Below are 12,353 nucleotides of genomic sequence, written 5' to 3'. Positions count from 1 at the left end.
GAATCAGGTGCAGACCTTAACATGGAGAAGGGGTGTTCTGCTTTAAGCGGCTAGAAAGTAAGAAGCCTCCCAGCTATTAGACTGGAAGGCTTCGCGGCGGTAGCTGCCTTTGCCCTTGCCGGCTCGTTCCGTACGGCTGCGGAACAGTGGCTGGGCGATGATGGATTTGGCCTTGTTGGGGCCATGCTTGGATGGCTTTTTGCTCATGATGATTTCTCGCAGGCAGGTGGGTTTTGCGGGGGAAATAATCTGCTGAAGTTGGGGGTCTGTCTATAGGGAAATGGATGTGAGTTTTGTAGGAAGAAAGATCAAAAGATCGCAGCCTCGTTTCACTCGACAGCTCCTACAGGTCTACGCGATCCAGTGTAGGAGCTGTCGAGTGAAACGAGGCTGCGATCCCTTGATCCTACTCCGCCGGCAACGACAATCTCTGCCCGGCCATCAACAACGACAATCGGCTCAAGCTCATCCACGGCGAACCCGCCGCCTGGCCTTTGATCTGCGCATCAATACGCTGCGCTTCCAGCAGCAACTGCGCCCAGCGTTGCGCCGAGTAGCGTTGCAGGGCTTTGCTCATCAGCGGTTTGCGCTTATCCCAGACCGGTGGTCGGGCTGAACTAAAGGCTTTGTCCAGCGGCACGCCCTGGCTGTATTGCAGCGACAGGTTGGCCAGCAGGCGCAACTCACGGGCCAGGGCCCAGAGAATCACCGGTGGTTCGACGCCCTCGCCACGCAGCCCTTCAAGCATGCGCAGGGCATGCGCGGCTTCGCCGTTGAGAATCGCATCGGTCAGACCGAACACATCAAAACGCGCACTGTCGGCCACGGCCGCCTGCACGGTTTCGACGGTAATCTGGCCACCTTCGGCCATCAGCTTGAGCTTTTCGATTTCCTGGGCGGCGGCCAACAGGTTGCCCTCGACCCGCGCGGCGATCAGTTCGACGGCGTCCTGGCTGGCGGACAGCCCGGCCTGGGACAACCGCTGACGGATCCAGCTCGGCAACTGATTGGCATCCACCGGCCAGATTTGCACGAACTGGGTCTGCGCACCTTCGACCAGCGCCTTGCCCCACTTGGTCTTCTGCGCAGCGCCATCGAGCTTGGGCAGGCTGATCAGCAGCACCGTGTCTTCGGCCGGGCGCGAGCAATATTCGATGAACGCAGCAGCGCCTTTGTCACCGGGTTTGCCGGAGGGCAAGCGCAGTTCCAGAAGACGCTTTTCAGCGAACAGCGACATGCTGGCACCGGCCTGCAGCAGCGTTCCCCAGTCGAAACTGGCGTCGGCGGCGAAGACCTGGCGTTCATCAAAACCTTGCTGGCGGGCAGCAGAACGAATCGCGTCGGCGGCTTCCTGACACAGTAGTGGGTCATCGCCACTGATGATGTAGACCGGCGCGAGGGCACCTTGCAGGTGTTTGGCGAGTTGAGCGGGGGCGAGTTTCATAAGAGAGGGCAAACGGGGCGCCTGAGCGCCCCGTAAGTCTTACTGCTGCGGGATTTCGACAGGCGACTGGCGCGGGGTTTCCGCTTCAGCCTTCTGCGCCGCGTTCAGTGCATCGGCTTCAGCCTTGGCACGGGCATTCGCGGTCTGTTGCAGCTGATCCAGCTGAGTCGGCGTGATCTGTTGCAGACGCAGAATCATGCGTTGAACCAGTTCGCGGCGGGTTTCTACGCGGGCTGTGTTCGCTTCCTGGTCGGAACCCACCAGGTTGTTGCCGTCGTGGATGAAGATCTTCTCCACTTCGAGCTTGTCGCTTTTGAGGGTCAGATCGTTCTCGCCACGGATGTCGTAGTTCAGCACCGTAGTCACCTGGTACTCACCCGTGCGACCGGCACCGGCGTAGCTGAGGATGCGCTGGCTTTCCTGCTCATCCGTCAGAATCAGCTTGTACGGCGCACCGGTGTAGACCTTGACGCCACTGCTTTGCAGTACCTGACGCAATTGCGTCACGGTTTCGCCATAGGCGTTGCGGGCGCTCACGTCGAGTTCCTTGATCGCCAGTTCAGTGGTGCCAGTACCGCGCAGCTGGAAACCGCAGGCGCTCAACAGGACTGCGAGGCCCATCACCAGCAGATTGCGTTTGATCATCTTGTTGCTCCCCTTGAAACCATGTGGGCCGACCGTGCGGCCCGAAAGGTTTGACTCGGCGCCAGGCTTACCTGGCGCCTGTTCCAATTAGCTGGCGACGATATTGACCAGTTTCCCGGGCACTACGATCACTTTACGAATAGTCAGGCCATCGACGAAGCGCAGCACGTTCTCATTCGCCCGTGCGGCGGCTTCGACTTCTTCGCGGGTGGCGCTGGCCGGCATTTCAATGTGGCCGCGCAGTTTGCCATTCACTTGAATAACCAACTGAAGGCTGTCTTGCACCAGGGCGCTCTCGTCCAGCACCGGCCAGCCTGCGTCGATCACCGGGTCAGCGTGACCCAGTTGATTCCACAGTTCATGGCTGATGTGCGGAGTAATCGGCGCCAGCAGCAGGACCACGGTTTCCAGGCCCTCGTGAATCAGCGCACGATCCTGATCGGTGCCTTGCGGGGCTTTTTCCAGCACGTTCATCAGCGTCATCACCTGGGCGATGGCGGTGTTGAATTTGTGGTTCTGGCCGACGTCGTGGCTGGCTTGCTTGATGGCTTGGTGGATCGAACGGCGAATGGCTTTCTGCCCGTCGTTCAGGCTTGCTATATCCAGTTTGCCCGGCAGGCCCTGAGTGACGTGGGCCTGGGCCAGACGCCATACGCGCTTGAGGAAACGGTGCGAACCTTCAACGCCGGAGTCGGACCATTCCGCGCTCATGTCGGGTGGCGAGGCGAACATCATGAACAGGCGGCAGGTGTCTGCGCCGAACTGGTCAATCATCGATTGTGGGTCAACGCCGTTGTTCTTCGACTTGGCCATCTTCTCGGTGCCGCCGATTTCCACCGGCAGGCCGTCGGCGATCAGCTTGGCGCTGATGACCTTGGCTTTACTGTCGCGCTCGAGTTCCACATCCGCCGGGTTGAACCAGGTGTAGGCACCGTTGGCTTCACGACGATAGTAAGTCTCGGCGATCACCATGCCTTGGGTCAGCAGGTTCTTGAACGGCTCGTTGGAGCTCACCAGGCCTTCGTCACGCATCAGCTTGTGGAAGAAACGCGCATACAGCAGGTGAAGAATGGCGTGTTCGATGCCGCCGATGTACTGATCTACCGGCAACCAGTGGTCGGCCGCGGATTTTTCCACGAGGCCGCCAGCATAGTGCGGCGAGGCGTAACGGGCGTAGTACCACGAGGACTCGACGAAGGTGTCCATGGTGTCGGTTTCACGCTTGGCAGGCTGGCCGCATTTCGGGCAGGTGCACTCGTAGAACTCGGGCATGCGCGCCAATGGCGAACCGGCGCCATCCGGCACCACGTCTTCCGGCAGCACGACCGGCAGTTGATCTTCCGGGACCGGCACATCACCGCAGGTGTCGCAGTGGATGATCGGGATCGGGCAGCCCCAGTAGCGCTGGCGGCTGATGCCCCAGTCGCGCAGGCGGAACTGGGTGCGCGAGGCACCGAGGTTTTTCTTGATCAGCGCGACTTCCATGGCATCGAAAGCGCCTTCGAAGTCGAGACCGTCGAACTCGCCGGAGTTGATCAGCGTGCCGTGCTCGCCGTAGGCGTCTTGCCATGGCGACGGGTTAGTGTCGCCGGAGCTGGTGCGCACCACCGATTTGATCGGCAGGTTGTACTTGGTGGCGAACTCGAAATCACGTTCGTCGTGAGCCGGAACCGCCATCACAGCGCCGTCGCCGTAATGCATCAGCACATAGTTGGCGACCCATACCGGGAGTTTCTCACCGGTCAGCGGGTGCTCGACGAACAGCGACGTCGGCAGGCCTTTTTTCTCTTGGGTGGCGACGTCGGCTTCAGCGACGCTGCCGCCTTTGCATTCAGCGATGAACGCTTGCAGCTCAGGGTTGTTCTGCGCGGCCAGGGCGGCCAAGTGGTGCTCGGCGGCCACGGCGACGTAGGTCGCGCCCATCAGGGTGTCCGGACGGGTGGTGAAGACTTTCAGTACGCCGCTTTCGCCGATGGAATCGACGTTGTACGGGAACTGCACTTCCATGCCGCGGGACTTGCCGATCCAGTTGCGCTGCATGGTCTTGACCTGTTCAGGCCAGCCCGGCAGATCGTCGAGGCTCGACAGCAGCTCATCCGCATAAGCGGTGATCTTGAAGTAGTACATCGGGATTTCGCGCTTTTCGATCAGCGCGCCGGAACGCCAGCCGCGACCGTCGATCACCTGTTCGTTGGCCAGGACGGTCTGGTCGACCGGGTCCCAGTTCACGGTGCCGTTCTTGCGGTAGATCACGCCTTTTTCGAACAGGCGAGTGAACAGCCATTGTTCCCAGCGGTAGTAATCAGGCTTGCAGGTGGTCACCTCGCGGGACCAGTCCACCGCCAGGCCCAGGCTGCGCAGCTGGGTTTTCATGTAGGCGATGTTTTCGTAGGTCCACTTGGCGGGCGCTACGTTGTTCTTCATCGCGGCGTTTTCCGCCGGCATGCCGAAGGCGTCCCAACCCATGGGTTGCAGGACGTTCTTGCCTTGCATGCGCTGGTAGCGGGAGATCACGTCGCCGATGGTGTAGTTGCGCACGTGCCCCATGTGTAGCTTGCCGCTGGGGTAAGGGAACATCGACAGGCAGTAGAAAGTCTCCTTGCCTGGCTGTTCACTGACTTCAAAGGACTTTTGCTCGTCCCAGAACGACTGGGCGGCGGCTTCGATTTCACGGGGCTGATATTGTTCGTGCATGGCTACTTTTGAACTGAATAGGGGTGGCCTAATCCTCTTCAATGCAACGCCGGACGGTGATCACGCCAAATCGGCGGTTCGGTGTCCAGGCGAGCTGGAAGTGGAGTTACAGGAAGCGCCGTAGCATACATGACCGCACTCTATCGAGGGAAACCCTGATTACAGGCACAAGGCCCCTTCAAACCTGCCGCGAGGGCCGTTGGTCGCAGGGTTCAGCCGGTTTGTTCATGGAAGCTAAGCTCCTAAATGGGGAGTGAGTCTTATCTTCAATGAGGTGAGGGATGGTTGAGTCACAACGCAAAGTTACAAAACCGGAGCTGTATGAGCGACTGATCGATCGTCTGGGGATGGCCCTGGATGCGGCAAAAACCGCCGATCGGTTGCGTGATGAACGTCCCCTGGAGCTGGAGTTGCGTGGTTTGAGCCCCGCAGAGTTTGCATTGGTCAAGGCGTATCTGGATCGCAGTGAACGTGAAACCCACGGATGCTTGTCTGAAGCAGTGAAGCAACTCGACGCACCACGTTCGGCCAAGATCATCTGGCTCAAGGACAAAACACCCGGCAGGGACGCGGTAAAGGTCCGGTCTCTGCAATTCAAGTAAGGGCACTTGAAGCCATGCCACATGGTTTTTTGAAGCATAGTCCTTCCGCATTAGTTGTCGCATCGCGTCAACCCACTTAGGCTTCGGGCATCTCTGGAGATGCTCGATGCCTTTTCGTTATTTCGTGAAACAACTTCTATTGCCCCCCGGCATCCTTTTGCTGCTGCTTGCGCTTGCCTGGTGGTTGCGCCGCTCACGGCCGCGACTGGCCGGATTGTGCTTTGCATTGGGGTTTGGCGGCTTCTGGCTGATGAGTTTGCCGGTGGTGGTGCAATGGAGCGCCAAGGCTTTGGAACGTGAGCCGGCGCTGGCGCTGGATGAATGGGCAACCCTGGGCCAGCGCGCGGATGCGATCGTGGTGCTGGGATCGGGCCGCGAGCGGGGCGATTCGGCGTGGGGTGCAGACCAGCCGACGGGCGTAGGCTTGGAACGCCAGCGCTATGCCGCGCGATTGGCCAAGGCGTCTGGCCTGCCGATCCTTACGAGCGGCGGCCTGCACTACGACACGCCGCCGACGGAAGCCAAGTTGATGGCAGATTCATTGCTCGATGATTTCGGCGTGACCGTGCGTTGGCAGGAAGGGCGCAGCCGCACGACTTGGGAGAATGCGCAGTTCAGTGCCCAGGTGCTGCTGCCAGAAGGGGTTAAGCGCGTAGTGGTGGTGACGCAGGCCTGGCATATGCCGCGGGCGGTCTGGAGTTTCAGGCAGGCGGGATTTGAAGTGGTGCCCGCGCCGGTGGGGTTTCTGGGCGTGGACAATGCCCGGCCGCTGGGCGGCTGGATGCCAGAGTTCAAGTCGATCTGGCAGAGCGGTCAGTTGCTGAATGAGGCGGTGGGGCAGGTGGGGTATTCGGTGTTTTACCGCTAAAGATCAAAAGATCGCAGCCTCGTTCTACTCGACAGCTCCTACAGGGGATTGCGTGCTCTGTAGGAGCTGTCGAGTGAAACGAGGCTGCGATCTTTCGCAGGCGCCGCGATTAAACGGTTTTCGCCATCCGGCTGGCAATCAACGCCCAGCCAAACAACAGCACACACACAATGATCAGCGGCCACGAACGCCATTCAAGGTACGGCGTCAGGTTGTGCATCGGCACCACTTCGCCATACAGAATCCCTTGTTCGAACTGCGGAATCTGCGCTGTGATCTGCCCGAACGGGTTAATCAAACCGGTCACGCCGTTGTTGGTGGCGCGGATCATCCAGCGGCCGGCCTCCAGCGCGCGCATCTGCGCCATCTGCAAATGTTGCAGCGGGCCGATGGATTTGCCGAACCAGGTGTCGTTGCTGATGGTCAGCAGCAGATCGCTGCGGGCGGCCAGGCTGGCGGCGAATTCCGGGTAGACCACTTCATAGCAAATGAACGGTGCGATCTGATAACCCTTGGCTTGCAGCATGGCCTGATCGGCCGGGCCACGAGCGAAGTCCGACATCGGCAGATCGAAGAACGCGATCAGTCCGCGCAACACATCCTGCAACGGAACGTACTCGCCGAACGGCACCAGTTTCTGCTTGAGGTAAGTGCCGTCGCCTTCACCGACCACGGTGATGCCGTTGAAGAAACGGCGCTCGTGCCGCACTTCCTGGCGAATCGGCACGCCGGTAATCAGCGCAGTCTTACGCTCTGCGGCGAAGTTTCCCATCATGCTCAGGTAGCCCTCGGCGGACTCCTTGAGTACCGGCACTGCGGTTTCCGGCCAGATCAGCAGATCGACGCGCTTGGAGCTGAAGCTCATGTCGCGGTACAGCGCCAACTGCGCGTTGAGCTGCGCCGGGTCCCACTTCATGCTTTGTTCGATATTGCCCTGGATGGCGGCGACGCTCAGCGCCGGGCCGGCAGGGCTGGTCCAGGCATGTTCCTTGAGCGCGATGCCCGCCACCCATGGACCGGCCAGCAATACAACGCCAGCCGCGATAAAGCCTTTGCGGCCAGTGCGAATCAGTCGTGGAGCGTTCCAGATCAGCGCTGCTGTCAGGGCCAGGGTGAAGGAAATCAGCCACATCCCGCCAACCGGTGCGAGCCCGGCCAATGGGCCGTTGAGCTGGCTGTAACCGGAATAGAGCCACGGGAAACCGGTAAGAAACCAGCCACGAAACGCTTCCTGACCCACCCACAGCGCCGCAAACGCCAAGGCATCGGCCAGCGGCGCTTCGTTACGACGCAACCAGCGCGCCCAGATCCAGGCGGGCAGGGCGAAGAACCAGGCAATCGCGGCGGTGAAGATCAGCATCAGGAAACCAGCCAGCAGCACCGAAGCGCCGCCGAAGTTGTGAATGCTGTAGTAGATCCAACTGGTGCCGGCGCCGAACAGGCCGAAACCGAAACACCAGCCACGGCCCAACGCCTGACGAGGGCTCAGTTCACGCAGGCCGGCATAGAAGAAACCGACCGCCAGCAATGCCAGCGGCCAGATATCGTACGGCGCCAACGCCAGGGTGGTGATTGCACCGGCCACCACGGCCAGCAGATTACCGGGCCAGCCGGGACGGGTCAGACGGTGCATTTCAATCCTTAGGAATTACCGGGCAATTGGAGTCAGGCGCAGCAAGTGAATCCGACGGCTGTCGGCGTTCAGGATGCGGAAACGATACGGGCCGATTTCAGTGATTTCGTTGCGTTTTGGCAAGTGCCCGAACGCGCTCATCACCAGGCCGCCCACCGTGTCGAACTCATCATCGGAGAACTCGCTGTCGAAGAACTCGTTGAAGTTCTCGATCGGCGTCAGCGCCTTGATCAGGAAGTCACCGCTGGGCAGTGGCTTGATGTAGCTGTCTTCTTCGACGTCATGCTCGTCTTCGATGTCGCCGACGATTTGTTCCAGCACGTCTTCGATGGTCACCAGACCGGCCACGCCGCCGTATTCGTCGATGACGATGGCCATGTGGTTGTGGTTGGCGCGGAACTCACGCAGCAGTACATTCAGGCGCTTGGACTCCGGCACGAAGGTGGCCGGGCGCAGCAGGTCCTTGATGTTGAAGCTGTCGCCGTTCTCCTTGAGGATCAACGGCAGCAAGTCCTTGGCCAGCAACACGCCCATCACGTCATCGTGGCTTTCGCCGATCACCGGGTAGCGGGAGTGGGCCGAGTCGACCACGGCGGGCAGGAACTCGCGAGGTGTCTGGGTCGCCTTGATGCTGACCATTTGCGAGCGCGGGACCATGATGTCCCGTACTTGCAGGTCCGCAACCTGGATGGCGCCTTCGACGATGGCCAGCGCTTCGCTGTCCAGCAGTTTGTTTTGGTGTGCGTCGCGCAGCAGCTCCAGCAGCTCCTGGCGGTTCTTCGGCTCGTGGGCAAAAGCCTGGGTGAGCTTACCCAGCCATGACTTCTGCCCGTTGCTCGATCGATCTTCGCTCATAGCGATTACTCTGAATCCTTTGTTGTAACGATAGGGGATGTTTCGGTTTCGTCGTCCGCATAAGGGTCGGGATAGCCCAACTCGGCAAGCAACGTTCGTTCCAGTGCTTCCATTTCCTCGGCTTCCTCGTCATCTATATGGTCGTAACCAAGCAGATGCAAGCAGCCGTGAATGACCAGATGCGCCCAGTGGGCCTTTAGTTCCTTTCCTTGTTCCGCGGCTTCACGCTCGACCACCGCCACGCAGATCACCAGATCGCCCAGCAATGGAATATCGAGAAACTCATCGGGAACATCGGCCGGGAACGACAAAACGTTGGTGGCGTAGTCTTTCTGCCGCCAGGTGAAGTTCAGTTCGCGGGCCTCTTCTTCGTCGACCAAACGAATGGTCATTTCGGAATCGGCGGTGCGCTGGCGCAGGGCCAGTTCGCACCATTGGCGGAACTCGGCTTCGCTTGGCGCAGATGCTTCAGTGGCCAGTTGCAGATCAAGCTCAAGCATCGTGGCGTTTATCCTTGGGCGCTTCATCGGCGACGCGATTCTCGAAGCGCTCGTAGGCTTCGACAATGCGTTGCACCAGAGGATGGCGCACGACGTCCTTGGGCATGAAATGGGTGAAGCTGATGCCCGGCACGTCTTTCAGGACTTCAATCACATGGTGCAGCCCGGACTTGGTGCCTTTCGGCAGGTCAACCTGGGTGATGTCACCGGTGATCACGGCAGTGGAGCCGAAGCCGATCCGGGTCAGGAACATCTTCATCTGCTCGACGGTGGTGTTCTGGCTTTCGTCGAGGATGATGAAGCTGTTGTTCAGCGTGCGACCGCGCATGTAGGCCAGCGGCGCGACTTCGATGACCTGGCGCTCGATCAGCTTGGCCACGTATTCGAAGCCGAGCATTTCGTAGAGCGCGTCATACAGCGGGCGCAGGTACGGGTCGATCTTTTGCGACAGGTCGCCGGGCAGGAAGCCGAGCTTTTCGCCCGCTTCAACTGCCGGGCGCACCAGCAGGATGCGACGAATCTGCTCGCGTTCCAGTGCGTCTACCGCGCAGGCAACAGCCAGATAGGTCTTGCCGGTACCGGCCGGGCCGATGCCGAAATTGATGTCGTTACCGAGGATTTCCTTCACATAGCGCAACTGATTCAAGCCGCGAGGGCGAATCATGCCTTTCTTGGTGCGCAGTGCGACGGAGGGTTCGGCGGGGGAGACGTTGTCCAGCTCTTCGACGGCCGATTCCTGCAGGAACAGGTGAACCGTATCCGGCGACAGCTCCGTACCTTTGGTTTCCCGGTACAGACGGCGAATCAGATTTTCCGCGGAAGTGGTGTGCTTGGGTTCGCCGATCAGTTCGAACTGGTTTCCGCGATTGCGGATCTCGATGGTCAGGCGCTGTTCGATCAAGCGCAGATGCTCGTCGAATTGCCCGCACAGATTGGCGAAGCGGCGAGCCTCAAAGGGCTCGAGGATGAAACGATGTGGTTCGATGGGTGCGTTCAAGGTCGTATTTAGCCGCCCTGGGGCAATTAAGATGAAATCAAGGATAACGCCAGAGGGCTGGGTGCGAAAGCTCTTAAATAACCCAAGGCAAAACGCCATCCCTTGTGGGAGCGGGCTTGCTCGCGAAGGCGGTGTGTCAGCCACATTGATGTTGACTGACACGGCCTCTTCGCGAGCAAGCCCGCTCCCACAGGGGGAAGTCGGTGTTACTGGACCAGCGAGCCCCGCAACGAGTGCGGCTGTGCGGCATCGATGTGCACGTCGGCGAACTGGCCAATCAGGGTCGGATTGTCGCAGCGGAAGTTTACGATACGATTATTCTCGGTCCGGCCCTGCAGCTCGCCAGGGTCCTTTTTCGAATAATCGGTAACCAGAATACGCTGGGTCGAACCGACCATTTGTCGGCTGATCTCGAATCCCTGCTGATTCAAGCGATGTTGCAGCGCGTTCAGGCGTTCTTTCTTCAGCTCTTCCGGCGTCTCGTCGGCCAAGTCAGCCGCCGGAGTCCCCGGGCGTTGGCTATAAACGAACGAGTAGGAGAAGTCGAAACCGACGTCTTCGATCAGCTTCATGGTCTGCTCGAAGTCTTTCTCGGTCTCGCCCGGGAAGCCGACGATAAAGTCCGAGCTGATGCAGATCCCCGGCACGGCGGCGCGCAGCTTGCGCAGTTTGGATTTGTATTCCAGCGCGGTGTGGTTGCGCTTCATCGCTGACAGAATCCGGTCCGAACCCGACTGCACCGGCAAGTGCAGGTGTTTCACCAGCTCCGGCACTTCGGCGTGGGCCTGGATCAGGCTGTCGGAAAATTCCAGCGGGTGCGACGTGGTGTAGCGAATCCGGTCGATGCCATCGACGGCGGCGACCACGCGGATCAGTTCGGCGAGGTCCGCCAGGCGCCCGTCGTGAGTGGTGCCGCGATAACCGTTGACGTTCTGCCCGAGCAGGGTCACTTCGCGCACGCCGTTTTCGGCAAGGTGAATGATCTCGGCGAGTACGTCATCGAACGGTCGGCTGACTTCTTCACCGCGGGTGTACGGCACCACGCAGAAGGTGCAGTACTTGCTGCAGCCTTCCATCACCGACACATAGGCGCTCGGCCCGTCGATGCGCGGCTCGGGCAAGTGGTCGAACTTCTCGATTTCCGGGAACGAGACGTCCACTTGCGGCAACTTGGTGGCGCGGGCGGCGTCGATCATTTCCGGCAAGCGGTGCAGGGTCTGCGGGCCGAACACCACATCCACGTACGGCGCGCGGTCACGGATGGCAGCGCCTTCCTGGCTGGCCACGCAACCGCCGACGGCGATCACCATGTCCGGATTGGCGAGTTTCAGTTCGCGCCAGCGGCCGAGCTGGGAATACACCCGGTCCTGGGCGCGTTCGCGGATAGAGCAGGTGTTGAGCAGGATCACGTCGGCATCTTCAGCGCGAGCGGTGACTTCCAGGGCCTGGTGTTCACCCAGCAGATCGACCATGCGCGAGCTGTCGTACTCGTTCATCTGGCAACCGTGGGTTTCGATGTAAAGCTTCTTGGCCATGGACAGAGTCATCACGTGATTCAAAGAACCGCGCATTATAGGGAACATGTCCCAAGGTTCCTACCGTTGTGCGTCCGGCGGCTATGCTATAGTTCGCGCCCTCATTTTTATCCCCAATGTGTTGCCCGCCCACCATGACCAAACGTGAAGCCCCAATCTACAAGGTGATTTTCCTCAACCAGGGCCAGGTGTACGAAATGTATGCCAAGCAGATCTATCAAAGTGATCTGTGGGGCTTCCTGGAAGTGGAAGAATTCGTCTTTGGCGAGCGCACGCAAGTGGTCGTCGATCCGAGCGAAGAGAAACTCAAGGCTCAGTTCGAGGGCGTGGTGCGCAGTTTTGTGCCGATGCATTCGATTGTGCGCATCGACGAAGTCGAGCGCCTGGGCACGCCGAAAATCAGCGAAGCCCGTGGCGCGGTCGGCAATGTGATGCCGTTTCCGATGCCGATGCCTGATAAGTAAGACGCAAGACCGAGTTGCCCCATTCGCGAGCAAGCCCGCTCCCACAGTAGACCGAGTCCTTAGGTTGGAACGCGGTTAAAGGTGGGAGCGGGCTTGCTCGCGAAGGGGCCAGTCAG

At 60.0% G+C, this 12,353-nt stretch carries 12 protein-coding genes; 3 read left to right on the top strand and 9 right to left on the bottom strand.

Annotation, left to right across the window (positions count from 1 at the left end; genetic code table 11):
• Positions 1–42: 42 nt before the first annotated feature.
• The 4 genes from arfA to leuS form a co-directional block, all read right to left on the bottom strand.
• Entirely contained in the window at positions 43–207 is a 165-nt protein-coding gene (gene arfA / locus LOY68_RS28030) for an alternative ribosome rescue factor ArfA (protein WP_054052436.1), read from the bottom strand.
• A gap of 199 nt (positions 208–406) precedes the next feature.
• A complete protein-coding gene (holA, locus tag LOY68_RS28025; RefSeq protein WP_054052438.1) occupies positions 407–1,444 on the bottom strand; it encodes a DNA polymerase III subunit delta in 1,038 nt (345 codons plus the stop codon).
• A gap of 39 nt (positions 1,445–1,483) precedes the next feature.
• On the bottom strand, positions 1,484–2,089 hold the full coding sequence (gene lptE, locus LOY68_RS28020) for an LPS assembly lipoprotein LptE (protein WP_265041088.1): 606 nt from the start codon (positions 2,087–2,089) through the stop codon (positions 1,484–1,486).
• Between the two features lie 87 nt (positions 2,090–2,176).
• Positions 2,177–4,783 (bottom strand): leucine--tRNA ligase, encoded by a 2,607-nt coding sequence (gene leuS, locus LOY68_RS28015; RefSeq protein WP_265041086.1) that lies wholly within the window; start codon positions 4,781–4,783, stop codon positions 2,177–2,179.
• A 281-nt stretch (positions 4,784–5,064) separates the two neighbouring features.
• On the opposite strand from leuS, the gene LOY68_RS28010 reads away from it, so the two are divergent.
• A complete protein-coding gene (locus LOY68_RS28010) occupies positions 5,065–5,385 on the top strand; it encodes a hypothetical protein (protein WP_054052445.1) in 321 nt (106 codons plus the stop codon).
• A 106-nt stretch (positions 5,386–5,491) separates the two neighbouring features.
• Positions 5,492–6,253, top strand: coding sequence for a YdcF family protein (locus LOY68_RS28005; protein WP_265041084.1), 762 nt, complete (start codon positions 5,492–5,494; stop codon positions 6,251–6,253).
• Positions 6,254–6,362: 109 nt separating this feature from the next.
• Here the strand turns inward: LOY68_RS28005 and lnt are convergent, their stop codons facing one another.
• From lnt to miaB, 5 genes are all read right to left on the bottom strand, one after another.
• Entirely contained in the window at positions 6,363–7,886 is a 1,524-nt protein-coding gene (lnt, locus tag LOY68_RS28000; RefSeq protein ID WP_265041083.1) for an apolipoprotein N-acyltransferase, read from the bottom strand.
• A gap of 15 nt (positions 7,887–7,901) precedes the next feature.
• Positions 7,902–8,741: an HlyC/CorC family transporter gene (locus tag LOY68_RS27995; protein WP_027924283.1), complete on the bottom strand. Its 840-nt coding sequence runs from the start codon at positions 8,739–8,741 to the stop codon at positions 7,902–7,904.
• Positions 8,742–8,746: 5 nt separating this feature from the next.
• The gene (gene ybeY / locus LOY68_RS27990) at positions 8,747–9,241 is read right to left on the bottom strand and encodes an rRNA maturation RNase YbeY (protein ID WP_054052451.1); all 495 of its coding nucleotides are present in this window, start codon (positions 9,239–9,241) and stop codon (positions 8,747–8,749) included.
• Complete coding sequence (locus LOY68_RS27985; protein WP_054052453.1) at positions 9,234–10,238, bottom strand: PhoH family protein; 1,005 nt, start codon at positions 10,236–10,238, stop codon at positions 9,234–9,236. Before LOY68_RS27985 ends, ybeY begins: the two co-directional genes overlap by 8 nt.
• 206 nt (positions 10,239–10,444) lie before the next feature.
• On the bottom strand, positions 10,445–11,773 hold the full coding sequence (gene miaB / locus LOY68_RS27980; RefSeq protein ID WP_265041078.1) for a tRNA (N6-isopentenyl adenosine(37)-C2)-methylthiotransferase MiaB: 1,329 nt from the start codon (positions 11,771–11,773) through the stop codon (positions 10,445–10,447).
• 134 nt (positions 11,774–11,907) lie between these two features.
• On the opposite strand from miaB, the gene LOY68_RS27975 reads away from it, so the two are divergent.
• Positions 11,908–12,237 carry a DUF1820 family protein gene (locus tag LOY68_RS27975; RefSeq protein WP_045062075.1) on the top strand — a complete coding sequence of 110 codons (330 nt, stop codon included), beginning with the start codon at positions 11,908–11,910 and terminating at the stop codon, positions 12,235–12,237.
• Positions 12,238–12,353: the final 116 nt, after the last annotated feature.

It is taken from the genome of Pseudomonas sp. B21-053, from assembly GCF_026016365.1.
In the GTDB taxonomy this organism is placed as follows: domain Bacteria; phylum Pseudomonadota; class Gammaproteobacteria; order Pseudomonadales; family Pseudomonadaceae; genus Aquipseudomonas; species Aquipseudomonas nunensis.
This window is presented reverse-complemented; position numbering and strand designations above follow the sequence as displayed.

What these genes read in the sequence shown, in the direction of transcription:
- LOY68_RS27975 (WP_045062075.1), top strand. Translation starts at nt 11,908, where the DNA reads ATGACCAAACGTGAAGCCCCAATCTACAAGGTGATTTTCCTCAACCAG.
- miaB (WP_265041078.1), bottom strand. Translation starts at nt 11,773, where the DNA reads ATGGCCAAGAAGCTTTACATCGAAACCCACGGTTGCCAGATGAACGAG.
- LOY68_RS28005 (WP_265041084.1), top strand. Translation starts at nt 5,492, where the DNA reads ATGCCTTTTCGTTATTTCGTGAAACAACTTCTATTGCCCCCCGGCATC.
- ybeY (WP_054052451.1), bottom strand. Translation starts at nt 9,241, where the DNA reads ATGCTTGAGCTTGATCTGCAACTGGCCACTGAAGCATCTGCGCCAAGC.
- lptE (WP_265041088.1), bottom strand. Translation starts at nt 2,089, where the DNA reads ATGATCAAACGCAATCTGCTGGTGATGGGCCTCGCAGTCCTGTTGAGC.
- lnt (WP_265041083.1), bottom strand. Translation starts at nt 7,886, where the DNA reads ATGCACCGTCTGACCCGTCCCGGCTGGCCCGGTAATCTGCTGGCCGTG.
- leuS (WP_265041086.1), bottom strand. Translation starts at nt 4,783, where the DNA reads ATGCACGAACAATATCAGCCCCGTGAAATCGAAGCCGCCGCCCAGTCG.
- arfA (WP_054052436.1), bottom strand. Translation starts at nt 207, where the DNA reads ATGAGCAAAAAGCCATCCAAGCATGGCCCCAACAAGGCCAAATCCATC.
- LOY68_RS27995 (WP_027924283.1), bottom strand. Translation starts at nt 8,741, where the DNA reads ATGAGCGAAGATCGATCGAGCAACGGGCAGAAGTCATGGCTGGGTAAG.
- LOY68_RS28010 (WP_054052445.1), top strand. Translation starts at nt 5,065, where the DNA reads ATGGTTGAGTCACAACGCAAAGTTACAAAACCGGAGCTGTATGAGCGA.
- holA (WP_054052438.1), bottom strand. Translation starts at nt 1,444, where the DNA reads ATGAAACTCGCCCCCGCTCAACTCGCCAAACACCTGCAAGGTGCCCTC.